Annotated in this window: 24 protein-coding genes; 7 read left to right on the plus strand and 17 right to left on the minus strand. The window is 58.5% G+C overall.

Annotated elements, in window-relative coordinates; all coding sequences use genetic code 11:
• Together tcdA and ACESMB_RS08280 are read right to left on the minus strand one after the other, a co-directional pair.
• Positions 1 to 828, minus strand: coding sequence for a tRNA cyclic N6-threonylcarbamoyladenosine(37) synthase TcdA (tcdA, locus tag ACESMB_RS08275; RefSeq protein ID WP_372971306.1), 828 nt, complete (start codon positions 826 to 828; stop codon positions 1 to 3).
• Between the two features lie 118 nt (positions 829 to 946).
• On the minus strand, positions 947 to 2,722 hold the full coding sequence (locus ACESMB_RS08280) for an acyl-CoA dehydrogenase C-terminal domain-containing protein (protein ID WP_372925898.1): 1,776 nt from the start codon (positions 2,720 to 2,722) through the stop codon (positions 947 to 949).
• A 161-nt stretch (positions 2,723 to 2,883) separates the two neighbouring features.
• Here ACESMB_RS08280 and ACESMB_RS08285 point away from each other — a divergent pair, with 161 nt between their 5' ends.
• The gene (locus ACESMB_RS08285) at positions 2,884 to 3,627 is read left to right on the plus strand and encodes an SDR family NAD(P)-dependent oxidoreductase (protein ID WP_372925897.1); all 744 of its coding nucleotides are present in this window, start codon (positions 2,884 to 2,886) and stop codon (positions 3,625 to 3,627) included.
• 29 nt (positions 3,628 to 3,656) lie between these two features.
• Here ACESMB_RS08285 and ACESMB_RS08290 read toward each other — a convergent pair whose 3' ends face one another.
• The 3 genes from ACESMB_RS08290 to speA all read right to left on the minus strand — a co-directional run bounded on the left by ACESMB_RS08290 (position 3,657) and on the right by speA (position 6,965).
• A complete protein-coding gene (locus ACESMB_RS08290) occupies positions 3,657 to 4,301 on the minus strand; it encodes a ChrR family anti-sigma-E factor (protein WP_372925896.1) in 645 nt (214 codons plus the stop codon).
• Positions 4,298 to 4,897 (minus strand): sigma-70 family RNA polymerase sigma factor, encoded by a 600-nt coding sequence (locus tag ACESMB_RS08295; protein ID WP_372925895.1) that lies wholly within the window; start codon positions 4,895 to 4,897, stop codon positions 4,298 to 4,300. The genes ACESMB_RS08290 and ACESMB_RS08295 overlap by 4 nt, the downstream gene beginning before the upstream one ends.
• Before the next feature lie 157 nt (positions 4,898 to 5,054).
• Positions 5,055 to 6,965: a biosynthetic arginine decarboxylase gene (gene speA / locus ACESMB_RS08300; RefSeq protein ID WP_372925894.1), complete on the minus strand. Its 1,911-nt coding sequence runs from the start codon at positions 6,963 to 6,965 to the stop codon at positions 5,055 to 5,057.
• 198 nt (positions 6,966 to 7,163) lie between these two features.
• On the opposite strand from speA, the gene speE reads away from it, so the two are divergent.
• Positions 7,164 to 8,045 (plus strand): polyamine aminopropyltransferase, encoded by an 882-nt coding sequence (speE, locus tag ACESMB_RS08305; RefSeq protein ID WP_372971307.1) that lies wholly within the window; start codon positions 7,164 to 7,166, stop codon positions 8,043 to 8,045.
• Between the two features lie 58 nt (positions 8,046 to 8,103).
• Here the strand turns inward: speE and ACESMB_RS08310 are convergent, their stop codons facing one another.
• A complete protein-coding gene (locus ACESMB_RS08310) occupies positions 8,104 to 9,384 on the minus strand; it encodes an ammonium transporter (RefSeq protein ID WP_372925892.1) in 1,281 nt (426 codons plus the stop codon).
• A 72-nt stretch (positions 9,385 to 9,456) separates the two neighbouring features.
• The gene (gene glnK, locus ACESMB_RS08315; protein ID WP_008173268.1) at positions 9,457 to 9,795 is read right to left on the minus strand and encodes a P-II family nitrogen regulator; all 339 of its coding nucleotides are present in this window, start codon (positions 9,793 to 9,795) and stop codon (positions 9,457 to 9,459) included.
• A gap of 402 nt (positions 9,796 to 10,197) precedes the next feature.
• Here glnK and ACESMB_RS08320 point away from each other — a divergent pair, with 402 nt between their 5' ends.
• The 3 genes from ACESMB_RS08320 (at position 10,198) to trmB (ending at position 12,886) form a co-directional block, all read left to right on the plus strand.
• Positions 10,198 to 10,452 (plus strand): accessory factor UbiK family protein, encoded by a 255-nt coding sequence (locus ACESMB_RS08320; protein ID WP_372925891.1) that lies wholly within the window; start codon positions 10,198 to 10,200, stop codon positions 10,450 to 10,452.
• Between the two features lie 59 nt (positions 10,453 to 10,511).
• Positions 10,512 to 12,035 (plus strand): YifB family Mg chelatase-like AAA ATPase, encoded by a 1,524-nt coding sequence (locus tag ACESMB_RS08325; protein ID WP_372925890.1) that lies wholly within the window; start codon positions 10,512 to 10,514, stop codon positions 12,033 to 12,035.
• A gap of 134 nt (positions 12,036 to 12,169) precedes the next feature.
• Positions 12,170 to 12,886 (plus strand): tRNA (guanosine(46)-N7)-methyltransferase TrmB, encoded by a 717-nt coding sequence (gene trmB / locus ACESMB_RS08330; RefSeq protein WP_372925889.1) that lies wholly within the window; start codon positions 12,170 to 12,172, stop codon positions 12,884 to 12,886.
• An 18-nt stretch (positions 12,887 to 12,904) separates the two neighbouring features.
• Here the strand turns inward: trmB and ACESMB_RS08335 are convergent, their stop codons facing one another.
• The 10 genes from ACESMB_RS08335 to ACESMB_RS08380 all read right to left on the minus strand — a co-directional run bounded on the left by ACESMB_RS08335 (position 12,905) and on the right by ACESMB_RS08380 (position 21,999).
• Positions 12,905 to 13,438: a hypothetical protein gene (locus ACESMB_RS08335; protein ID WP_372971308.1), complete on the minus strand. Its 534-nt coding sequence runs from the start codon at positions 13,436 to 13,438 to the stop codon at positions 12,905 to 12,907.
• The gene (gene hemW, locus ACESMB_RS08340; RefSeq protein ID WP_372925887.1) at positions 13,438 to 14,592 is read right to left on the minus strand and encodes a radical SAM family heme chaperone HemW; all 1,155 of its coding nucleotides are present in this window, start codon (positions 14,590 to 14,592) and stop codon (positions 13,438 to 13,440) included. Before hemW ends, ACESMB_RS08335 begins: the two co-directional genes overlap by 1 nt.
• Positions 14,593 to 14,594: 2 nt before the next feature.
• On the minus strand, positions 14,595 to 15,206 hold the full coding sequence (gene rdgB / locus ACESMB_RS08345) for an RdgB/HAM1 family non-canonical purine NTP pyrophosphatase (RefSeq protein ID WP_372925886.1): 612 nt from the start codon (positions 15,204 to 15,206) through the stop codon (positions 14,595 to 14,597).
• Entirely contained in the window at positions 15,206 to 15,661 is a 456-nt protein-coding gene (locus ACESMB_RS08350; RefSeq protein ID WP_372925885.1) for a DUF4426 domain-containing protein, read from the minus strand. The genes rdgB and ACESMB_RS08350 overlap by 1 nt, the downstream gene beginning before the upstream one ends.
• Positions 15,658 to 16,260 (minus strand): methionine biosynthesis protein MetW, encoded by a 603-nt coding sequence (gene metW / locus ACESMB_RS08355; protein ID WP_372925884.1) that lies wholly within the window; start codon positions 16,258 to 16,260, stop codon positions 15,658 to 15,660. The genes ACESMB_RS08350 and metW overlap by 4 nt, the downstream gene beginning before the upstream one ends.
• Positions 16,257 to 17,405 (minus strand): homoserine O-succinyltransferase MetX, encoded by a 1,149-nt coding sequence (locus ACESMB_RS08360; protein WP_372925883.1) that lies wholly within the window; start codon positions 17,403 to 17,405, stop codon positions 16,257 to 16,259. Before ACESMB_RS08360 ends, metW begins: the two co-directional genes overlap by 4 nt.
• A 168-nt stretch (positions 17,406 to 17,573) precedes the next feature.
• On the minus strand, positions 17,574 to 19,538 hold the full coding sequence (locus ACESMB_RS08365; protein WP_372971309.1) for a dynamin family protein: 1,965 nt from the start codon (positions 19,536 to 19,538) through the stop codon (positions 17,574 to 17,576).
• Between the two features lie 246 nt (positions 19,539 to 19,784).
• Entirely contained in the window at positions 19,785 to 20,366 is a 582-nt protein-coding gene (locus ACESMB_RS08370; RefSeq protein ID WP_372925881.1) for a YggT family protein, read from the minus strand.
• Between the two features lie 23 nt (positions 20,367 to 20,389).
• Complete coding sequence (proC, locus tag ACESMB_RS08375) at positions 20,390 to 21,223, minus strand: pyrroline-5-carboxylate reductase (protein ID WP_372925880.1); 834 nt, start codon at positions 21,221 to 21,223, stop codon at positions 20,390 to 20,392.
• An 83-nt stretch (positions 21,224 to 21,306) separates the two neighbouring features.
• Positions 21,307 to 21,999, minus strand: a complete 693-nt coding sequence (locus ACESMB_RS08380; RefSeq protein WP_372925879.1) for a YggS family pyridoxal phosphate-dependent enzyme — start codon at positions 21,997 to 21,999, stop codon at positions 21,307 to 21,309.
• 146 nt (positions 22,000 to 22,145) lie between these two features.
• Between ACESMB_RS08380 and ACESMB_RS08385 the strand changes: the two genes are divergently transcribed.
• Entirely contained in the window at positions 22,146 to 23,180 is a 1,035-nt protein-coding gene (locus ACESMB_RS08385; RefSeq protein ID WP_007154266.1) for a type IV pilus twitching motility protein PilT, read from the plus strand.
• Between the two features lie 173 nt (positions 23,181 to 23,353).
• Positions 23,354 to 24,447, plus strand: a 1,094-nt coding sequence (locus ACESMB_RS08390; RefSeq protein ID WP_372971310.1) for a PilT/PilU family type 4a pilus ATPase, incomplete at its 3' end; no start/stop codon positions are given.

The following is a 24,447-nucleotide window of genomic DNA, read 5'->3' on the forward strand; positions in this document are numbered from 1 at the left end:
CTAGTTCTGTTGTCCGGCCGAGGGGGTTGCTGCGTTCTCCGGTTCCGCCTTGCGCGCCAGCTTTGCCAGTAGCCTGGCCGCTGCAAAAAAACCGAAACTGGCGGTAACCGGGCTGGCGGCGCCGAATCCTGACGCGCAATCCAGCCTCACAGGGCCCTCTGTGGCCGGCTTCTGCAGGCAAACCTCGCCGTCCCCTGCAGGATACGTGAGCTGCTCAAGGGAGTACACGGCTTCAATTCCGAAGCGCCGCTTCGGGTTGCGTGAAAAACCATGCTCACGCCTCAACAGGTTGCGAACCTTGGCGAGCAGCGGATCCTGGGTGGTTTTGCTGAGATCGCTGACGCGGATCTGGGTCGGGTCCATCTGGCCGCCGGCGCCGCCGGCACACACCAGGGGAATCTTCCGTCGCTGGCAGTGGGCAATCAGCGATGCCTTTGCCTTGACACTGTCAATCGCGTCAACCACTCCTGACATCTCCGGGGTGATGAGTTCACCGACATTTCTGGTGTTCAGAAACCCGAAGTGCACACGGATATCGGCCGACGGATTGATATCCCGCAGGCGTTCGGCCATGGCGTCCGTCTTGGTGCGGCCATACTGGCCGGTTAGAGCGTGGAGCTGGCGATTGGTGTTGGAAACGCAGATGTCGTCCAGATCAATCAGTGTCAGCGTGCCGATGCCGGAACGGGCTAGGGCCTCGGCGGCCCATGAGCCGACACCACCCAGGCCGACGATGGCGATGTGGGCGTAACGGAAGCGCTCCAGGGCCCTGCGACCATAAAGCCGCTCGATACCTCCGAAGCGGAAGTGGAAATCGTCATCCGTCATGCTGCATCTCCGCACAAAAGTCACGATTGTAACCTAGCCCTGCCGGCTGTCTCTAATCGCCGGATGCAAAAAGGCCACGCGAGAGCGTGGCCTGTAAGCGATCACCTTGAGAGTCGGTTCAGGCAGACCAGTGGTCGTCCCCGAAGGCCATGAGCGAGTCTTTGCCACTCTCGATGTCCTGTTGCAGCCACTGGATCTCCGGCAACAGCTTCTCGAAGTAGAATTGGGCGGAGACCAGTTTTCCTTCCAGCAGCGGCTTGTTGCCTTCGCCTGCATCCAGTTGTGCCTGTGCCGTTCCGGCCATACGGGACCAGAGATAGGCAATTACAGTCAGGGCCATCAGGCGCAGATAGGGTGTAGCCGCTGCACCTGCCTGCTCCGGATCCTTGGGAGCATTGCTGGCGATCCACATCGTGGCAGATTCCAGTGACTTGACTGCACCCTTCAGCGCTTCCTGGTGTGGCGCTTCCGGGTTTTCCTTCAGGTAAGTGGTCAGTTCTGCAAACAGGGTGCGCACAAGCCGCCCGCCCTTGAGGCTGAGCTTGCGACCCACAAGGTCCATTGCCTGGATGCCATTGGTGCCCTCATAAATGCGGGCGATTCGGCCATCCCGCACCAGCTGCTCCAGTGGCCAGTCGGTGGTGAAGCCGGAACCGCCCAGCACCTGCAGGCCGGTGTTGGCGTTGTTGAAGCCTTCGTCGGTGAGGAAGGATTTCACCACCGGGGTCAGCAACTGGACCAGATCGTCTGCGGATTCCCGAACGGACTCGTCACCGTGAGCCACGGACAGGTCCAGCTTGTGGCCGGTAAACAGTGCCAGGGCGCGCATACCTTCGTTCAGCACCTTCTGGCGCATCAGCATGCGGCGAACGTCCGGGTGCACGATGATCGGGTCTGCCGGGCCGTCAGGGTTCTTGGGGCCGCTCAGTGATCGGCTCTGCAGGCGCTCGCGGGCGAATCCCAGGCTTTCCTGGTAAGCCATCTCGGCCAGGCCCAGGCCCTGCATACCCACCATCAGACGGGCCTCGTTCATCATGGTAAACATGGCACGCATGCCGTCGTTGGGTTCGCCTACCAGCCAGCCTTTGGCACCCTCGAAGTTCATCACGCAGGTGGCAGAACCCTTGATGCCCATCTTGTGTTCCAGGCCACCGCAGAAGGCCGGGTTGCGCTCGCCGGAATCCGGCAGCACCTTGGGTACCGCGAACAGGGATATACCCTTGGTGGTGTCTGGCGCGCCGGGGAGCTTGGCCAATACCAGATGAACGATATTGTCCACCAGATCGTGCTCACCACCGGTAATCCAGATCTTGGTGCCTTCGATAGCATAGGAACCGTCGTCGTTAGGGGTGGCGCGGGTTCGGATCAGGCCCAGGTCGGTGCCGCACTGGGGTTCGGTCAGGCACATGGTGCCGGTCCACTCGCCGGAAATGAGCTTTTCCAGGTAGGTGTCCTTCAGTTCCTCGGAGCCGTGGGCATAGAGTGCACTGATGGCACCATGGGTGAGACCCGGATACATACCCAGGGACAGGTTGGTGGAGCATACCATCTCATCCACTACAAACTTCAGGGTATGGGGCAGGCCCTGACCGCCGTATTGCAGCGGTGCATCCAGTGCGGTCCAGCCGCCCTCGACGAACCGGGTGTAGGCCTCACGAAAACCGTCGGGTGTAGTGACGTCGTGGGTTTCCGGGTTGTACTGGCAACCCTGTCGGTCTCCGACCTGGTTGGTGGGCTGGATGACTTCTGCCGCCAGCTTGCCGGCCTCATCGATCACCGCCGAAATAAGATCCGGTGTGGCGTCTGCGTACTTTTCCAGTTCATGGAGCTTGTCCACGCCAAGGACATCAAACAGTAGGAAGCGAAGGTCATTCGCCGGAGCCTGGTATTGCATGGAAGTCTCTCCTAAATGCAGCAAGTGGTGTCAACGCTCCTATTCATACGCCCGTTTTAATCTGTGGTTCACCTGAAACGTGGGTCTGATGGTGAATATTTTCGTATTACTTCGATGGGTTCATTCAATCAACGGGCATGCCCCGCAGTACGGGAGAAATTATGAAGCAGGTGCTGATTGCCGGTATCACAGGCGCCATTGGCCACGCCCTCGCCGAGCAGCTGTTAGAACAGGATCCGGAGCTGACGATCGTGGGGCTGTGTCGCGATCCATCGTCGGCTGATTTCCGCCAGGAGTATGCTGGCCGGGTCATGCTGATCCCCTGGGACGCCGCCGCGACAGAAAGCGCGGTTGGGGTGGCCGGACAGCTCAGGGAGCTGTTGCCGGAAACGACGGGACTGGACATGGTGATTTATGCGGCCGGGATCCTGCACGGACCCGGGATGACCCCGGAAAAGCGGCTGGAGGACTTGGATGCACAGGCATTTGCTCACTCGTTTGCCGTGAACGCCACCGGTTTCGCAATGCTGGTGCAGGCCATCTCTCCCTGGCTTCGTCATCGGCGTTTCAAACGTATACTCGCGGTTTCTGCCAAGGTCGGCTCTATCAGCGATAATGGATTCGGCGGCTGGTACGCCTACCGAAGCTCGAAGGCAGCGCTGAACATGCTGGTGCGCAATCTTTCCATTGAATTGCCCCGGAAATATCGCCCTCTGGCGTGTGTGGCTGTGCATCCAGGCACTACAATGTCGCCTCTGAGCAAACCTTTTGCACGTTCGTTGGCGCAACTCAAGGTTCACGAGCCCGGAGAAACTGCAGAAAATATACTGGATGTGGCAGAGGCCCTGACGGAAAACGATAACGGAACCTTCCTGAGCTGGGATGGTTCCGCCATTCCATGGTGATGGGAAAGGTGCTGAGACGGCAAGCCGTCTCAGCGAATGAAGGGATTCAGTAACCGGGTGAAGGTGCCCGTGAGCTTGAGCGGCGCGCTCAATACCGACAGCGTAATGCAGTCTTCGCAGCCGACGGCGACAGGCTTGTGTTCGTCTTCCTGGTTCAGCACGACGAAGTCCCACTGGTTGAAAACGCCTTTCTGGTCAGCAAATGCACCCTGGAGCACAATGGTAGTCTCGTCACCACGGTGAGTATGGGCTGGTGCTTTGCCGCCGGCAGCCAGTTTCTGCAAGACAACCTGCTCGCTCTGGCCGGGAAACCTTTCGCTGATATCCAGTACGCTGACGTCACCAAGCTGACGCTTCCACGGCAGATCGTCGAGGCTTTCACCCAACAGCTTCTGCAGCGGGCTCACGCGTTTGGCCCGTGTATCGATGTACTTTTCGGTCATGTCCGGCTCACTGTCAATGCGCGACAGTATGGAGTCGAACATGTCCGATGAAACGCCCACCTGGGGCTGGCTTTCCATCATCACCGCGCCCAGGCTGTCGAGCGTGTCAACACGGCTGCGGCAGTGAGGGCACTGGTCCAGGTGAAGGCGAATACACAGCGCGTGGGGCTCGCTGAGATTGCCAGCGCTGTATTCCATCAGGGTAAGTGTGTCTGGATGATGCCGTGTCATACGTTCTGGTCCTGCAAAATCACTTTCAGTTTGTTCAACGCCAGACGAACCCGGCTTTTTACGGTACCCAACGGGATATTAAGCTCGTCGGCCACCATCTGGTGTGACTTGCTTTCCATGTAAACCTTGGCAATAACGGTGATCTGTTCTTCTGGCAGATGGCTCAGAGACTCTCTGACCCTGCGCTCTGACATCAGGCGGTGCAGCGAAGTTACCGGCTCATCGTCGTTCTCGCCGGGGATCTGCCACAGGTCTTCTGTCTCGACCGGCATTTCCGCACTGGTGCGCTTCATCTTCCGAAGCATGTCGATGCGCTGGTTACGAGCGATGGTGAAAATCCAGGTAGACGCGGCCGCCTTGCGCCAGTCATAAAGACAGGAGCGGCGCCAGATGGAAACGAATACTTCCTGGACGAGCTCTTCGGCATGACTCGCCAGGCCGTTCGCCATGGCGTAGTACTTGATCTGTGGGCCGAAATGCTCGAACAGGGCATGGTAAGCCTGTCGATCCTGGCTCTTTCCCACCTTCTCGAGCATCTGGCTCCAGGGGTCCTTGCGGCCCTCGGCCCGTGCCGGTTTCTGATCCAGTGTGGTCACCGGACGCTCCTTGACTGTCGCATGACTTGCAATTGTTCCGTTCATCATTGTATGCACTCGCCCCGGGTTTGTCAGTCATATCTTGTACGGAACGACCAGGCGGCCGGATCAACCTGAGTAGCTTTTTTGTGATTTTTGTTTGAGTGCAGCGCTGTTTCTATTCCTCCAGGTAGGTATAGCCGTTCAGTCCGCTGCCGAGCTCTGCCAGCAGGCTGGCCTGTTCCTCGTCCGGCAAGCCGCTGTGCGCAAACTTCTGCTGGTAGGCTCGCAGCAGGGCGGCAGGTTCGAAGTTTACGTACTGCAGTACCCTGGCCACGGTATCGCCGTGGATCGGCTCGCTTACGGTATGGCCCCCGCCGCTGTTACGGCGGACATCCACCGAGTGGGTATCGCCGAAAAGATTGTGCATGTCGCCGAGAATTTCCTGGTAGGCGCCGGTCATGAAAAAGCCCATCAGCATGGGTTCCTCCGGGCTTTCTTCCGGCAGGGGAAAGGTGGTCTCGATACCCTGGCCGTCCACATATCGGTCGATCCGGCCATCCGAATCGCAGGTAATGTCCTGGATAACCGCGCGACGGTTCAGGGGTCGGTTCAGGCCATTAATGGGCATGATAGGGAATATCTGGTCGATACCCCACACATCCGGCAGCGACTGGAACAGGGAAAAATTCACAAACAGCTTCTCAGCCAGCTTTTCATTGAGCTCGTCGATAATTTCCCGGTGGGCGCGGTTGGCCGAGTTCAACTGGTCACGCAGTGCACGGCAGCAGATGGTATAGAGGGTTTCAGCCCGTGCGCGGTCAGCCAGTGACAGCAGGCCATGGGCAAACTGGGTGTGTACGTCCGCCATGGCGTGGAGCACATCATGGTAGATTTCTGCTAGCGAGCGGGGCGACTTCTCGTCTCTGAGGCTTTCCAGGTCCCGCCAAAGATCCAGCAGCGGCGCGGGTGCATCGCTGACGGGTTGCTCCGGCTGACGCTTGTCGGGCACCTCCCGGTCGATCACGTTGGTGACCAGCACCGAATGATGCGCCGTCAGCGCACGGCCGGATTCGCTGATCAGGTTGGGATGGGGAATGTCTGCACGGTCGCATTCGGCCTGCAGTATATGAACTACGTTGTAGGCGTACTCATGCACGCTGTAGTTCATGGAGCAGCTGCTGCGGGAACGGGTGCCTTCGTAGTCGACTCCGAGGCCACCGCCGATATCCACCGTGCCTACCGGCGCACCCATCTGGCGCAATTCGCTGTAGAAACGTGCGCACTCCCGCAGCCCGGTCTGGATGTCGCGGATATTGGCAATCTGCGAGCCCAGGTGGAAGTGCAGCAATTGCAGGGATTCCAGGGCGCCGGCGTGACGCAGGGTTTCGACCACATCCAGCACCTGGCTGGCGGACAGGCCGAATTTCGATTTTTCGCCCCCGGTATTCTGCCAGTTTCCCTTGCCGATGGTGGCCAGCCTCGCGCGCACGCCAATCAACGGCGTTACTCCGAGGCGACGGGCCTGCTCCAGGATCAGAGGCAGCTCGGACTGCTTCTCCACCACGATGAACACCCGGTGTCCCAGTTTCTGGCCGATCAGCGCCAGGCGGATGTACTCCCGGTCTTTATAGCCGTTACAGATAATCACCGACCCCGGCTGTTGCGAAAGCGCCAGAACCGCCATCAGCTCAGGTTTGCTGCCCGCCTCCAGGCCGATCTGGTTGTCACTGGCAGCCGGCTCTGCGCGCAGCAGTTCCTCAACCACACGCCGCTGCTGGTTGACCTTGATGGGATAGACCGCTGTGTAGGCGCCCTGATAACCCTGCTCCCGGGCTACCCTGTTAAAGGCACTGCACAGTTTGTTGACCCGGTCGTGGAGAATGTCCGTGAAGCGGATCAGCACCGGCAACTGCACCCCGTTGCTCACCAGCGACCGGGTGAGGTCGGGCAGGTTGATATCCTCGCCGCTGTGTCCCCGGTCCGGTCGGATCAGTACCTCGCCGCGGGCATTCACGTCGATATAACCATCGCTCCAATGGGCAATGTTGTACACCTTGTGGGCGGTACTGCCGGTCGGTTCATTCATCGGGCTTTCCTGTGCTGAATCCGGAGCCGGCAACGTGCCAGCTTATGGTCGCCATTGTATGGATTCCACCGGCCTGCTGAAAGAACCCTGCCGGAAAAACCATGGCCGTAGCGGGTGATAGTCCTTTAGGTGAACGGACTGGCCACTTACAATACGATCAATACGAACAGGCTCGACAAGTAACTCCGGAGACACGAAATGACTGAACTGAACGACGGCTGGTTTACCGAGGTATTCCAGGATCAGGGAACCGCATTTTCCCTGCAGGTGAAAAAGAAGCTGCATGAAGAACAGACCCAGTTCCAGAAGCTGGAAATCTGGGAAACCGAAACCTTCGGCAACCTGATGGTGCTGGACGGCTGCGTGATGCTCACCAGCCGTGACAACTTCCTTTACCACGAAATGATGACTCACCCGGCGCTGTTCACCCACAAGGATCCGAAGAAAATTGTCATCGTGGGCGGCGGCGATTGCGGTACGCTGAAAGAAGTCCTAAAACACCCGGGTGTGGAAGAAGCCTGGCAGGTGGAAATCGACGAGCGCGTCACCCGCAACTCGGAACAATATTTCCCGGAACTGTGCGAATCCAACACCGACCCACGCGCCAACTTTTTCTTCGGTGACGGCATCCAGTGGATCCGGGACGCGGTGCCGGAAAGCCTCGACGTCATCATCATCGACAGCACCGACCCGGTCGGCCCCGCTGAAGGCCTGTTCGCGCTGGATTTCTACCGCGACTGCATGATTGCCCTTCGTAATGGCGGCATCATCGTGCAGCAGAGCGAATCACCGCTGCTGCATACCAACACCATCATCAAGACCATCCACGACGACATGAAAAAGGCCGGGTTTGATCATGTGCGCACCCTGCCGTTCCCGCAGCCGGTCTATCCCACCGGGTGGTGGAGTTGCACCATAGCAGGGAAGGAAAAGCCGGTGGTGTATTTTCGAGAGGAAGATGCCGATCAACGACCATTTGTGACCCGGTACTACAACGCTGATATTCACCGCGGGGCGTTGGCGATGCCGCAGTTTATGGTGGATGCGTTGGAGGATGAGGTAATGTCGAGTGAGAGATAGCTGACAAAAAAGAGGGGCGCCCGCGGGCGCCCCTCTTTCGATCCAGTGTCAGTGGCTGTTATTTGCTGCTGACAAACTCCGGATAGGCTTCCATACCACACTCGGACAGATCCACACCTTCGTACTCTTCCTCTTCGGTAACCCGGATACCCATGACTGCCTTGAGGATGCCCCAGACAATCAGGCTGGCTACGAAGACCCAGATGAAGATGGTAAGCATGCCGACCAGCTGACCCATGAAGGTCGCATCCGCGTCGGACAGAAGTACCGCGAAGATACCCCAGATACCAACCACACCGTGCACCGAGATGGCACCGACAGGATCATCGATACGCATCTTGTCGAGGGTGACGATCGAGAACACCACGATGATGCCGCCGATAGCGCCGATGATGGTGGCCAGCAGAGGCGAAGGATCCGCAGGCTCGGCAGTAATGGCTACCAGGCCGGCCAGAGCGCCGTTCAGGGCCATGGTCAGGTCCGCCTTGCCGAACATGATGCGAGCGACAATCAGTGCTGCGATCAGGCCACCGGAAGCGGCTGCGTTGGTGTTCAGGAAAACGTTGGCAACTTCGTTGGCAACACCGATGCCGCCCAGCTTCAGGGTGGAGCCACCGTTAAAGCCGAACCAGCCCATCCACAGTATGAACATGCCGAGGGTTGCCAGCGGCAGGTTTGCACCCGGGAAAGCCTTGATCTGGCCGTCTGCGCCGTACTTGCCTTTACGGGCACCCAGCAGGATTACACCGGCCAGGGCCGCAGCAGCACCAGCCATGTGCACGATACCGGAACCGGCATAGTCGCTGTAGCTGAGCTCGTACATGCCGAAGACAGCATCACCGTTCCAGGTCCATGAACCCTGCATCGGGTAGATGAAGCCACACATGACAACGGCAAAGGCCAGGAAGGCCCAGAGCTTCATGCGCTCAGCCACGGCACCGGAGACGATGGACATGGCGGTTGCAACGAATACCACCTGGAAGAAGAAGTCGGAAGCACCGCTGTACTCACCCATGTCGCCAAAACCGGAATCGGTAGAAGCAGCAATGATGCTGGCAACGGCTGCATCATCCATTTGTGCAACGGTGGTAACACCGCTGAGGAACAGGCCGCCGTCGTACATGATGTCGTAACCGACAACCAGGTACATGGTGCAGGCAATAGCAAACAGGGAGACGTTTTTGGTCAGGATTTCGGTGGTGTTCTTGGCACGCACCAGGCCTGCTTCGAGCATCGAGAAACCCGCGGCCATCCACATGACCAGGGCACCGCAAATCAGGAAGTAGAAGGTATCCAGCGCATACTGGAGTTCAAAAATATAATTAAGATTGCTTTCCATGTGAAGCCCTCCGCACGAGGCTTTTCAGGTTATAAGTTTTTTGCGTTGGCTGTCTGGTTGATCAGTCTGTGATCAGACCGCTTCTTCGCCGGTTTCCCCGGTTCGAATCCGGATAGCCTGTGCCAGTTCGGTCACGAAAATTTTTCCGTCGCCAATTTTGCCGGTGTTGGCCGCCTTGGTGATGGATTCGATAACCTGGTCCAGCAGGTTGTCGCCAATAGCAACTTCAACCTTGACCTTGGGCAGAAAATCCACCACGTATTCTGCACCGCGGTAGAGTTCGGTGTGGCCTTTCTGGCGACCGAAGCCTTTGACTTCAGTGACCGTAACGCCTTGTACGCCAATCTCGGATAGTGCCTCACGGACATCATCCAACTTGAAAGGCTTGATGATCGCTGTCACAAGTTTCATTGCTTTCTCCTTGGTAAAGCCGTCTCAACATCTGGAGCTCTCTGGCCCGTTGTTGAGGTCGGGATGCTGCCACCTCGCACACCAATTGTGCGGATTGCGTACAAGGCTTTTAGCATCGGGTGTGCCAACGCAAAAAATAGTAATAATATCAACAGTCTGAGTATGTGCTGGTCCAAAATGGACCGTTGTTGCGCCCCATTTTTGAGCAACTGTGCCTGCGGCGAACCATAATGGTGCACAAGTCGGGTGCGATCATTAAAGTCAGCTACAGCAGCATTATACCGCTGATAGGGTACAGTATGGCAGGGTAGGCAATGTGTTACACTTCCGACCCTGGTACCGGGTCCGTTTCCGGGCCGAATTCCAGACAGCCCAAGAGAGTTCAAACCAGCGAGGTGATATGTGAAAGGTCCTCAGGATTTCTTTTCCCAGCTTCAGGGACAGTTTGGCCAGTTTGTACCCGATATGGCCCGGGCGGCCCGTGAAGATTTCGAAGCACAGGCACGGGCAACGGTCATGACAGTGTTGTCGCGGCTGGAGCTGGTAACTCGCGAAGAGTTTGATGCCCAGCAGGCGGTGCTGATGAAAACCCGCGAAAAGGTTGAAGCGCTGGAAAAGCGCGTGGCCGAACTGGAACAGCAATCCAGCAATCACTGACGGGCAGGAAGCCCGTCTGGCGGCTGAGCCGCTAAAGTCCATAACCATGGAAGGTCGTCATGTTTGCCATAGTGCACACCCGCGCCAGCATTGGCGTATCCGCTCCGTCCGTTACCGTTGAAGTCCATTTGTCCGGGGGGCTGCCGGCACTTTCCATCGTCGGGTTGCCGGAAACCGGTGTTCGTGAAAGCCGGGAGCGCGTCCGCAGCGCCCTGCTCAATGCCGGGTTCGACTTTCCCGCACGTAGGATCACCATCAATCTCGCGCCCGCTGATCTGCCCAAGGAAGGTGGCCGCTTCGATCTGCCCATAGCACTGGGCATCCTGGCTGCATCCGGACAGATCCCGGCAGAGAGTCTCCGGCAATACGAGTGTGTGGGAGAGTTGTCTCTTGACGGTGCGTTGCGCCCACTTAAAGGTGTGCTCCCAGCTGTATTGGCTGCACGCAAGGAAGGGCGACAGCTGCTTATCCCCCAGGAAAACGCCGCCGAAGCGGCACTAGCCAGTCAGGACGACGTATTACCGGCAGGCCACCTGCTGACGGTGTGCGAACATCTGTGTGAGCGTGCCCGTATCTCGCCGGTGCCGGCGGGGATACCGGATGAAAACGTCCGGCCTGGCCCGGATCTGGCGGATGTGCGTGGCCAGAACGTACCGCGCAGAGCATTGGAGATTGCCGCCGCCGGCGGGCACAACCTGCTGATGTTCGGGCCGCCAGGCACGGGTAAAAGCATGCTTGCCAGCCGCCTGCCCGGAATTCTGCCACCATTGACCACGGAATCTGCCCTTGAGGTGGCCAGCATTCACTCTGTGGCCGGCCTGCCGGTTCAGGATGGCGACTGGTGCCTTCCACCCTATCGCTCGCCCCATCATACTGCCTCATCCGTGGCCATGGTTGGCGGTGGCAGTAGCCCGCGGCCTGGCGAAATCTCACTGGCCCATCGCGGCGTACTGTTTCTCGACGAACTTCCGGAGTTTGGAAGGCGGGTGCTGGAAGTTCTGAGAGAGCCCATGGAGTCCGGTGAAATTGCCATCAGCCGCGCCGCGAGGCAGGTGACATTTCCTGCCCGGTTTCAGGTAGTAGCGGCGATGAATCCCTGCCCCTGTGGTTACCTCGGGCATCCGTCGATTGAGTGCCAGTGTACGCCACAACAGGTGCTCCGTTATCGGGCAAAAATTTCCGGGCCCCTGCTGGACCGCTTTGACCTTCATGTGGAGGTGCCGGCACAGAGTGGCGAAGTACTGATGCAGCGGGAAGGGGGTGGCGAGTCCAGCGAGGTTGTTCGAGCGCGGGTCAACCGGGCCCGGCAACGGCAGCTTCAACGAGGTGCAGTGAACTCTGCCCTCGGTGGTAGCGAGCTCCATGACTACTGCCGTGTGGACGCAGCCGGCGAATCCATGTTGTCTTCGGCCATGGAGCGGCTGGGCCTCTCGGCCCGGGCCTTACACCGGATTCTGCGCGTGGCGCGAACCCTCGCTGACCTGGAAGGTCGGGAAAGTATTGGTAACGGCCATCTGGTGGAAGCCCTGGGCTATCGCAAGCTGGACCGGCAACAGACGCGTAACGCGCAGGTTTCCGTATGAGCGGGTGGGACGCCGCAAGGGGCTGACGACCGCAGGAAGCTGGCTGTATAGTGGCGTCTGAAGCAAGTCACTCTGGTAAACTGTCGATATAACCCATTGAAAATGAGCCGCGAAAAAGCGGTTGAGGACGTCAGATGACCGATCACAATGATGTTTCCGGCGATTCACCTGTTACCACACGCCGGGGCGTACGCAGTTTTGTGCTGCGCCAGGGGCGAATGACGGAAGGCCAGAAGAAGGCTTACGACCGCAGCTGGCCCAAATACGGCCTGACCCGTGAGCAGGGTATGATCGACCCGCGCCAGGTATTCGGGCGTGACAACATGTTGAACCTGGAAATCGGATTTGGCATGGGCAAGTCCCTGGCAGACATGGCAGAGGCAGCGCCAGAGCAGGACTTTATCGGTGTCGAGGTGCATCTTCCGGGTGTTGGCGCCCTGTTGAAGGAAATTGAAGACAGGGGGCTGGAGAACATCCGGATTTACGCCATCGATGCCAACGACGTGATCGACCTGTGCCTGCCGGATGCCGCACTGGACCGGGTTATGGTGTTTTTCCCCGACCCCTGGCACAAGAAACGTCATCACAAGCGCCGGCTGATACAGCATGATTTTGTCCAGCGCCTGCGCCACAAGCTCCGGGTGGGCGGCATTCTGCACCTGGCGACAGACTGGGAGAATTATGCGGAATACATGATGGAAATCATGAGTGAGTCAGAGGGTTTCGCCAACACCCGGGAGCCGGGCCAGTATTCCCCTCGCCCTGAGGATCGCCCGATTACCAAGTTCGAGAAACGTGGAGAGAATCTGGGGCACGGGGTCCGTGACCTGGTGTTCTATCGCACCAACTAGAAACCGCTGCTACGGGCCTTATCCGTGGGCCATCGGACGGCGCCTGGCGGCGCGGATAATCACCAAGCCGGCGGCGCCCAGCATCAGGCCGGTAAACTTGATAAGCGCGCAGATGGTCGCGGAAAGACTGATCACATCCGTGGGTGGATCCATGTTGTTCAGTAACAGGATGTTTTCTCCCATGTCGGCGGCGCCGGCAGCCACAAACAGGGCCTTGACCCAGCGTGCAACGTTGCGCTCCCGCACGCCGGGACGGTCGCGGGTCAGGTGGTTGGTCAGGAAAATCAGCGTGAACAGGTAAGCAGGAACGAAGAGAAAATCCAGCCAAAGCGAAATATGGGCCCATAGCAGGCCATCCTGTCGCCAGCTGCGGATAATGGCCATGGACTGCTCCGCCGTGGTCGCCATCTGGAAGCTGACAATGCCCTGGGGCGCCGAGCCGGTCTGCAGTGGCTGATTGACCAGAGCCAGAATAAGCAAAAGTGCCACTGTTGCCAAAAGGCTCAGGTTGAGCCTTTTGGGAAGCAGGGTCAGAAGGCGCGGCAATGGCATCAGAGGAAGCGCTCCAGCAAGCTGTTCAGGTATCGCTGACCGAGTTCCGTGGTCTGTATTCGTCCCGGTTCCAGCAGGTTTTCTGTTCTTAGCTGCTCAAGTTTTACCGCAACTGTGCTCAGGGGTAAACCTGTACGTTCTCTGAACAGGTTTTCCGGCACCCCCGACGTCAGGCGCAGGGCATTCATCAGGAATTCCAGGGCGCGCTCGTCAGTTTCGATGTCCTGGCTGCCAGCCGTGCGGCTACCGATCCGGTTCAGGTAGGCGTCGGGTTGCCGGGTTTTCCAGAAACGCCGCATTTCCCCGTTACGCAGCGTGATTTTTCCGTGGGCTCCGGCGCCAAGCGCCAGATAGTCGCCAAACATCCAGTAATTCAGGTTATGGCGGGACGCCATGCCCGGGCGGTTCCAGGCCGACACTTCGTAATCCGTAAAACCCTGTTGATGCAGATACTCAGAGCCTCGGCGATAGATCTCCCACAGGTGATCTTCGTCCGGCAGAGCTGGTGGGCGACTGAAGAACTCGGTATTGGGCTCCAGGGTCAGCTGGTACCAGGACAGGTGAGGGGGCTCCCACGCCAGGGCAGCTTCCAGGTCGGCAATGGCCTGCTCTGGTGTCTGCCCGGGCAGTCCATGCATCAGGTCGAGATTGAAATTGCCGAAGCCGGCATTTCGGGCTGCTTCGACGGCTCTGTGTGCCGACTTGTCATCGTGGATGCGCCCGAGCGCTTTCAAACGCTGTGGGTTGAAACTCTGGATGCCGATGGACAGGCGGTTTATGCCTGCCGCCCGGAAACCCTGAAACCGGTCTTGCTCAACCGTTCCGGGATTGGCCTCCAGGGTGATTTCGGCATCATCGACAAAACACAGATGTTCACTCAGGCGCTGGAACAGTCTTTCATAGAAGCCCGGGGACATCAGTGACGGTGTGCCACCACCGATGAAAACGGTCTGAATACTCCGGCCCTGAACCAGCAACAGGTCACCGCCAAGGTCCTCCATGATGGCCTCAAGGTAACGGTCTTCGGGAATCTCGCCGGTCAGGGCGTGGGAATTGAAGTCGCAATAAGGGCACTTCTTCACGCACCAGGGAACATGAATGTACAGGCTTAACGGGGGTAACGGGCTGTTCCGCCAGATATCAGGCAGGGCCATGGTCACTCCGCTCCGGCACCCAGCTGTTCGAGTAACTGGGCCAGCGCTCTGCCACGGTGGCTGATTCTGCCTTTGTCTTCACGGGACATTTCAGCGGCGCTGGTTCCGGTTTCCGGCACCAGAAATACCGGGTCATAGCCGAACCCGCCATCCCCCCTGGGGTGTTCCAGAATATGACCGGGCCAGCGGCCGTGGCAGATTACCGGGGTCGGATCATCGGCATGACGCAGGTAAACCAGAACGCAGTGAAACTGGGCCGTGCGTTGGTTCTCCGGTATCCCTTCCAGAGCCGACAGCAGTGCCCGCACGTTGGCTTCATCACTGGCGGGTTCGCCGGCATAGCGCGCCGAGCGTACGCCCGGTTCACCGCCGAGTGCGTCAACCGCAAGCCCGGAATCATCCGCCAGCGCCGGCAGGCCGGTAATGCGGGCGGCATGTCGGGCCTTGAGAATGGCGTTTTCCACAAAGGTGACGGCCGGTTCTTCGGCTTCTCCAACCCCTAGATCGCCCTGCGCTATCGGACTCAATCCCAGGGGCTTGAGAAGCTCGGCCAGCTCGGCGATCTTGCCCTTGTTGTTACTGGCAATAACCAGTCGGTCATCGGTTTTGGTCATCAGTCATTAAACAGCGTGTGGGTGAAACGAATGGGCAGATCCTGCTTGCCGCCTGTCGGCCTTGCGGTGATCTGGAAGGTCATCATCTCGGCATCGCTGTACTGGTATTCCGCAATGAAGTAGACGGCATCGCCTTCCTGTATGCGGCGAAAGCCCAGAAACTTCGCCTGCTGCACATCGTTCAGTGCCTTGCCTTCCACCTGCCCTGATACCGGCTCCAGCCTGCCGTCCTCGGTTTCCTTCATGATGGAAATGTTGACAATACCGATACTTTTGCTGCGGTTGAGGTTGTTCTCCCGGGCGACTTCTGGTGCCAGGAAGGTGCTGGGAAGTACACTCCAGTGTACCTGGTATTCACCAAAATCTTTCGAACCGGCGTGGCTCTGGCCGGAAAACGCAGCCATGCAGATCAGTGACAGAAAGGCAAAGCATTGTGTGCGAATACGCTTGTTCATGAATCCTCCCGGGTTATGCGGTAAATGGCGATCTGTCCCAACATATTAGGCCACAGGCGGCTAAGCCAGCGATCCTGATGCTCACCATCCACCACCGTACGGGTAAGGATGCGGAAGCCTTTGCGGTAACACAAGGCCTCGAAATCCTTGAAGGTGCACAGGTGAATGTTGGGGGTGTTGTACCATTTATACGGCAGAGTTTCGGATTCGGGCATACGACCGCGGCGCATCAGGTACCAACGCAGCCTCCAGTAGGCGAAATTCGGGAAAGTGACGACACCCTCGCGGCCAACCCGCAGCATTTCGTCCAGCACCATGTCCGGCCGGCGTACGGCCTGCAGGGCCTGGGTCATCAGGACCGTGTCGAAGGTGTGATCCTCGAAATTGCCCAGCCCCTGGGTATCGAGATTCTGTTCAATCACCGATACGCCGCGGCCCATGCAGGTGGTGATGTGGTCCTGGTTGATTTCCAGGCCAAAGCCGGTGGCCTGTTTTTCCCGTTGCAGGTAGTCCAGCAGCGTACCGTCGCCGCAGCCCAGGTCGAGCACATGGCTTCCGGGTTTGATCCATTGTTCGATGATTTTAAGATCGGTTCTCATACCCCGGCCTCCCGCGCTATCCGGTCCATATACGCCTGGAAGATGGCGGTGTATCTGGGGGTGGGTATCAGGAAGGCATCGTGGCCCCAGGGTGCGTCAATTTCCGCATAACTGACTTTGCAGCGTGCCGAGATCATGGCGTTCACCAGTTCTTCCGAGCGGGCAGGGGTAAAGCGCCAGTCGGTGCTGAACGAGAGCACCAGAAATTCACAGCACGCACCACGCAGGGCTTTTGCCAGGTCGTTGTCGTGTTCGTAGGCGGGGTCGAAATAGTCCAGCGCCTTGGTCATCAACAGATAGGTGTTGGCGTCGAATGACTCCGAAAAGCGCTCGCCCTGGTAACGCAGGTAACTCTCCACCTGGAACTCGGCGTCGTAGCCGAACTTGTAAGCCTGGTCCCGTAACTCCCGGCCAAATTTTTCACCCATGGAGGCATCGGAGAGATAGGTAATGTGGCCCACCATCCTTGCCAGCATCAGGCCACGCCGGGGCAGGGTGTTGTATTGGTAGTAGCGGCCCGCGTGGAATTCCCGGTCCGAGGTGATGGCCTGTCTTGCCACTTCGTTAAAGGCAATGTTCTGGGCGCTGAGGCGTGGGGTTGAGGCAATGACCACGGCGTGCCGGAGTCGATCCGGATAATCCAGGCTCCACTGGAGCGCCTGCATGCCTCCAAGGGAGCCGCCGACAACAGCCGCCCAGCACTCAATACCCAGCCGGTCAGCCAGCAGGGCCTGGCTGTGCACCCAGTCGCGAACGGTGATAACGGGAAAGTCCGGGCCATAGGGCTGGCCGGTCTGCGGGTTGGTGCTGCCCGGCCCTGTGCTGCCATGGCAGCCGCCGAGGTTGTTCAGGCTGACGACGAAAAAACGGTTGGTATCGATGGGCTTGCCGGGGCCGATACAGCTGTCCCACCAGCCGGGTTTGCGGTCTTCACTGCTATGATAACCGGCAGCATGATGGTGGCCACTGAGAGCATGACAGATCAGAACTGCGTTGCTGGCATCGGCGTTGAGTTCGCCATAGGTCTCTATCACCAGATCATAACTTTCCAGTGTCCGGCTGCACGCCAGCGTAATCGGCGTGTCGAAATGCAGTGTCTGAGGGGTGACTATCCCTACAGAATCCGTTGGCAAGGGATCGGGCATTGGCGCGACAGGTTCCTGATTCGGTCCATATTAGCTGCAAGAAAATCGAGGCAATGGCCGCGCTGGTGAACCCGGGAAAAGGTGGGCTCGGTGAAAGGGCCGGCTGATTGCCAGCCAAGCAGTTTAAAGGCCGGCCTTCGCGGCTGCAACCGCCGTTTCTGGCGCTGCTCAGAAGGCGCCGGAGATGTTGACCACTTTCTGCTGGATCAGGGTTGGAGCAGGCTTGCGGATCTGCCGCTGCACGGCGTCAGCGAGTTCCAGTTGTCGTTTAAGGTCGGTGATGGTGTTCTGCAGCCGTTCCCGTTCGGCGCGGCTGTCGTGATCACTTCGCACCATGTCCCGCAACCGGCGGATCTGATGTTCCAGCAGCTGTTTCTGCTCCATGGAGTATTGCATGATGGGCAGCAGCGCTTCCGAGGGCCAGCGTTCGACATCCGCTCTCACCCGCTGGTGCAGTGTGCGCGCTTCGCCCACGATGACGTTGAAAAAGCGACGCACCAGCAGTGACTGTTCCGTCAGCAGGTTTTTCGGGCTGATACGGAATCGCCTGGCTTTCTTGCGCAATTCCCGTACTGCGATTACGTGACGTCCCGCACGCAGCGGGATGGGCTCCAGATGGCGGGCGCGGGTGTCTTCGTTATAACGGCGATAAATGGCGCCCACCATCTTTTCAGCAAGGTGTCCTTCACTGAGCAGGTTGGTGAGGTCACTTTCCAGCAATTCGAAAAAATAATCCATGCTGTGATTCATGCCGGCGGTGGTCCAGCTCTTCGACATTTTCTGGCGGATTTTTCCGGCGTGGGCCTCGAAACGGTCTTCGCTGACCAGTCCCTTGAGCATATCGCCCTGGGAATCCATTAACCGTCTGCTGGAGCGCAGGGTGATCAGCTTCTTGTAATAGAAATCGTAATCCTTCTGGGCCCGGTCAGCCAGACGTCGCAGCGCATCCTTGTCCATGGTGACGCCGGAGCAGGCTTGCAGTTCTTCTTCCAGGGCATCGAGCCGGGTCTGCATGGCAGCCTGGCTGTTCTGCAGCATGCCCAGCATGTCGTTGATCAGGCTCTGGGTGATCAACTGCTCCTTGTGCATCAGGATGCGCTGGATAATCAGTTGCTCCAGCAGAGCCAGGTTCGAGCGCCCGAGCAGATCTTCATCGCCCTTCACCCGGGCCAGCAGTCCCTGCTTGGCGGACAGCGGAATCACATCCTGCTGGCGTATGCCGAGGTGATCTGCGGTGTAGCCACGCACCCGGTCAATGGCTTCCTGGGTGTGCTTCTCTCCCTGGAGGTCGTCCCAGAGCACGTCAATCTTGTTCAGTACCGCAAAGCGCCCGGCGCGGTGGTCCGCGTGCTCGGTGTCGATGTGCTCCTTCCAGATGGTCATGTCACTGGCGGTAACGCCGGTGTCGGCACTGAGCAGGAAGATAATGGCATGGGCCCTGGGCAGCATGCTGATGGTCAGTTCCGGCTCAGAGCCGAGGGCGTTGAGGCCGGGAGTATCGAGAATTCTCAGCCCGCGCTCAAACAGCGGGTGGCGGATGCTGATCTGGGCGTTGCGCCAGGCCGGAACCAGTACATTTCCGGGACGGTTGCGGTCATGCTCCAGCATGTCTTCATCGAATCCGAGGCCCCGGGCTTCCTGGGGCGTGACGCTTTTGACGCGTGCTACTTCCGCCAGTACTTCCCGCATGATTTCCGGGTCGCGATCATCAAGGTCGTGTTTGACCCAGCGCTCGGGCTGTTTGCGGAGTTGCTGCAGGGAAAGTTCGCCGGTACGGGTTTCGATGGGGAGCAGAAGCAGGTAGTTACTGTTGGATGTGCGATCGAAAAACAGCTCGGTCGGGCACATGGTCGTGCGTCCCGCCTGGGAGGGCAGCATGCGCTGACCATATTCCGAGAAGAAGAGGGCGTTGATCAGTTCGGTCTTGCCGCGGGAATACTCGCCGACAAAGGCAATGGTGAGCTCGTCTTCTACCAGCAGTTCCAGGCCGTGGCGGATGCGGTTGCTTACGTCGTCGGAGAACAGGTTGTTGTCCTGAAGCCAAAGCCGATATCGGCCGATCTGTCTGATCAGCTCCTTCTTCCAGCCATGGTAGGCCTCTACCTGCTGCGACAGGGTACCTTGCTTGTTCATCGGACCATCCTTCTGCTCGACTTCCGGGCGACTGCGTTGGCTGTTATTGATTCGGCAAAGCTGCGATAAAATATAGTTAATGTTACCGCACCTGCAGGCGAAAACTGCGAGGCGGGTCACGGGTCTGTACAGCAGGGCGACGGGTTCGGAGAGAAAAATGCAGCTGATTCAATGAGATGAACCAGCTGAAGGGGAAAGTTGTTTTATTGTCCGGATGTGTAACGGAATGTGTTTTTGAGACGAGATCTACATTCCCACAATGGATCCCATGCCTGCGGCGATCTTCATATGATCGATCACCACCGAAATCACGTTGAGGATCAGGAACACGATAATCGGCGACAGATCCAGCCCACCGAGTGATGGCATCACGCTGCGAACCGGGCGCATCACCGGCTCGGTGATCTGGGCGACCAGCTGAATGGCCGGATGATTGCTCTGGGGGGCGATCCAGCTGACCACGACTACGGCAATCACGGACCAGAAGTAGATCTTGACGATCAGGTCCAGCACATTGAGTATCGACCAGCTCAGCAGCGTCAGCGGGTTGATACTCGGCACGCCGCTATTCAGGGCGAACAGGATCAGGAAAAACGTAATGGCCTGGATAATAACGGCCAGCACCAGGGCGGCACCGTCAATACCGCCCCACCCGGGAATGAAACGGCGCAGGGGGCGCAGCAGCGGGTTGGTGGCCTTGACCGCAAACTGTGAGATCGGATTGTAAAAGTCGGCCCTTGCCAGTTGCAGCAGGAAACGCAGCAACACGATCGTCAGGTAAAACGTCGAGGCAATGAGCAGTATGGTGATCAGAATGTCAGCCAGCATGAAGCTGTGTCTCCTGTTATCGGTTACTGTTTCTTGGCCAGTTCTTTGGCCATTTCCCCGGAGCGCTTATAGGCTGCGGAATACGCTTTCTTCACCAGGTCCCGCAGGCCGCCATCCTCAAAGGTATGGATCGCCTGCTCAGTGGTGCCACCGGGGGACATGACGTTGCGTTTGAGCTGCCCCGGGTCATGTTCGCTGCGCCCGGCCATTTCGGCAGCGCCAGCCATGGTCTGGACCGCCAGGGTTCGCGCGGTATCGCTCGCGATTCCTGCCTCGGTCGCGGCTTCCTCAAGAGCTTCCAGCATGAGAAAGAAATAGGCCGGGCCACTGCCCGAGAGTGCGGTGACCGCATGCAGCAAAGATTCCTCTTCTACCCAAAGGGCCGAACCGATACTGTTGAAGACCGACTCCACCATGACCTTCTGCTTGTCCTTGACCTGGTCATTGGCGTAGAGGCCTGCTGCGCCCTTGCCCACCAGTGAGGGGGTATTCGGCATCACCCGCACCAGGGGCAGGCCGCCGCCCAGCCATTCGTCGAGGGTGGATGCTTCCAGTCCTGCGGCGATGGACACCATCAGCGGGCGGGTATTCTGCACCACAGGCGCGATGTCATAACAGACATCAGCCATCACCTGGGGCTTGACCGCCAGAACCACCATGTCCGCCTGCTGGGCGCAATAGCGGTTGTCCGTGGTCACGCTGACCCCAAACTGCTTGCGAACGGATTGCAGGTGATTGTCGTCGGGGGCGCTGACCCAGATGTTGGCGGCCTTGAAGCCGCTGTCCAGCATGCCACCGATAATGGCACTGGCCATATTGCCGGCACCGATAAATGAAATCGTTGGTGATGTGCTCAAGGTTCACTCCACGGTTGGATCATTAGTGGTCAGTTGTCGATCTGCTGGTGATGATAACAGGATCTGCGGCTATCAGCCTCCGCTTACCTTGGCCCGAACAGGGCGGTTCCTACCCTGACCCAGGTGGAGCCCTCTTCGATGGCCATTTCCAGGTCCCCGGACATGCCCATGGAAAGCGTGTCCAGGGGGCCGGAAGCCGGAGCTTCCTGGCGGAGTTTTTTCAGGGCATTGGCCAGTTTGCGAAAGCTGGAACGCAGTTCCGCTTCTGGCTGGTCCGGGTCCGGAATGGCCATCAGCCCCCGGAGACGGAGGTTCGGCATCTCTTCGATGGCATCAGCCAACTCGGTCAGTTCGTCCAGCGAGCAGCCGGACTTGGAGTCTTCGTTGTTGATATTCACCTGAAGACACACGTTCAGCGGTGGCAGGCTGCTGTCGCGCTGTTCATCCAGCCGGTGGGCAATCTTGACCCGGTCGACACTGTGAACCCAGTCAAAAGCATCTGCGATCTGGCGGGTCTTGTTGGACTGTATGGGGCCTATGAAGTGCCATTCGACCGCCTCCAGGTCGGCCAGGGCCTCCATCTTGTCCAGCGCTTCCTGCACGTAGCTTTCACCAAACGCGCGCTGCCCGGCGTCATAGGCAGTGCGAAGCCTGGCCGAAGGCTGCTTCTTGCTGACAGCCAGCAGATGCACTGCCCCCGCCTTGCGGCCAGCCTTCAATGTTGCTTTTTGTATGCGTCGGGTTACGGTCCCGATGTTGTCTGCTATGCTGCTCATAGTGCGAATCCGCCGACTCTGGTCTGTCACTGATACGGTGACACGTTACCCGCAGGTCACTGAAATGCCAAGTGAAGCTGTTCGGGGCCTGCTGCCGGAAGCCGGCGCATACCGGGATAAAAGAAAAATGCCTTCCGAGGACCCCTATGGATATTACTGAACTGCTTGCCTTTTCGGCCAAACAGGGTGCGTCAGACTTGCACCTTTCGGCCGGCCTCCCTCCGATGATCCGTGTTGATGGCGATGTGCGCCGTATCAACCTTCCGCCCATGGAACACAAAGAAGTCCACGGGTTGATCTACGACATCATGAACGACAAGCAGCGTAAGGACTACGAAGAGTTCCTGGAAACCGACTTTTCCTTCGAGGTCCCGGGGGTTGCCCGCTTCCGTGTCAACGCGTTCAACCAGAACCGGGGCGCCGGCGCTGTTTTCCGGACCATCCCCTCCAAAGTGCTGACCATGGAAGACCTGGGCATGGGGCAGGTCTTCAAGGATATCGCCTCCGTGCCTCGTGGTCTGGTGCTGGTCACCGGCCCGACGGGCTCCGGTAAGTCCACCACGCTGGCGGCGATGATCGATTACATCAACGACAGCCGCTACGAGCACATCCTCACCATTGAGGACCCCATCGAATTCGTGCACGAATCCAAGAAATGCCTGCTCAACCAGCGCGAAGTGCACCGCGACACCCTGGGCTTTAACGAAGCGCTGCGCTCGGCCCTGCGGGAAGACCCGGACATCATCCTGGTGGGCGAGCTGCGGGACCTGGAAACCATCCGCCTGGCACTGACGGCCGCCGAAACCGGTCACCTGGTATTCGGCACTTTGCACACCACCTCGGCAGCCAAGACCATCGACCGCGTGGTGGACGTATTCCCGGCGGAAGAAAAATCCATGGTCCGGTCCATGTTGTCGGAGTCCCTGCAGGCGGTTATCTCCCAGACCCTGATGAAGAAAATGGGCGGTGGCCGGATTGCAGCCCACGAAATCATGATTGGTACCTCGGCAATACGTAACCTGATCCGCGAGGACAAGATTGCGCAGATGTACTCCGCGATCCAGACCGGTGGTTCCCTGGGCATGACGACCCTGGACCAGTGTCTGGAGAAACTGTTGAAGAAAGGTCTCATTTCCCGCGAAGCGGCACGAATGAAGGCGAAAATGCCGGATAACTTTTAGGTTTAATGGAAGGCTGGGCACACTGTTCGGTGGGTGTCGGGCAGGCACTGTTCCAGGGACGTCAAAAACAGGGATGTTTTTGTCGAGCGTACATGGACGTATTTACAGCGTGCCCTGGAACAGTGCCTGCCCGACACCCGGACACCGAAAGTCAGAAAATAGGTAAAAAAATCATGGAATTCGAAAAACTGCTCCGTTTGATGGTGGACAAGGGTGGCTCTGACCTTTTTATAACAGCCGGTGTGCCACCTTCCATGAAGGTGAACGGCAAGGTATTACCCGTTACCAAGAACGCGCTGACACCGGAGCAGACCCGCGAGTTCGTCTACGGCGCCATGAACGACAAGCAGCGAGCCGAGTTCGAGGAAAGCCACGAGTGCAACTTTGCCATCAGCGCCAGGGGCATTGGTCGTTTCCGTGTCAGTGCCTTCTTCCAGCGCAACCTCTGCGGCATGGTGCTGCGGCGGATCGAGGTGAAGATTCCTCAGATAGATGACCTGGCTTTGCCGGAAATCATCAAGGACTTGGCCATGACCAAGCGCGGCCTGATCATGTTTGTGGGCGCCACCGGCACCGGTAAGTCCACCTCGCTGGCGGCCATGCTGGGGCACCGAAACCGTAACAGCCGGGGCCATATCATCTCCATCGAAGACCCCATCGAATTTGTTCACCAGCACCAGGGTTGCATTGTTACCCAGCGGGAAGTGGGCATCGATACGGAAAGCTTTGAAGTGGCGCTGAAGAACACCCTGCGCCAGGCGCCGGACGTGATACTGATCGGGGAGGTGCGTACCCGCCAGACCATGGAATATTCGGTACAGTTTGCCGAAACCGGCCACCTGTGTCTGGCCACACTGCACGCCAACAACGCCAACCAGGCGCTGGACCGGATTATCCAGTTCTTCCCGCCCGAACAGCACAACCAGATCTGGATGGACCTGTCGCTGAACCTCAAGGCCATCGTGGCCCAGCAGTTGATTCCGACACCGGATGGGCAGGGCCGTAAAGCGGTTATCGAAGTTCTGATCAACACGCCCCTGGTTGCCGACCTGATTCGCAAGGGCGAGGTGCACCGGCTCAAGGAGTTGATGTCCAAGTCCAACGAAAGCGGCATGCGAACCTTTGATCAGGCGCTCTACACGCTCTATGCGGAAGGCTCCATTACCTACGAAGACGCACTGGCCCACGCGGACTCGGCCAACGACCTGCGCCTGATGATCAAGCTGGGTACCGACTCACAGGGCGCAGACAAGCTGGCTTCCAGTGT

The sequence above is a fragment of the Marinobacter sp. genome (assembly GCF_041686475.1).
Taxonomy (GTDB): Bacteria; Pseudomonadota; Gammaproteobacteria; order Pseudomonadales; family Oleiphilaceae; genus Marinobacter.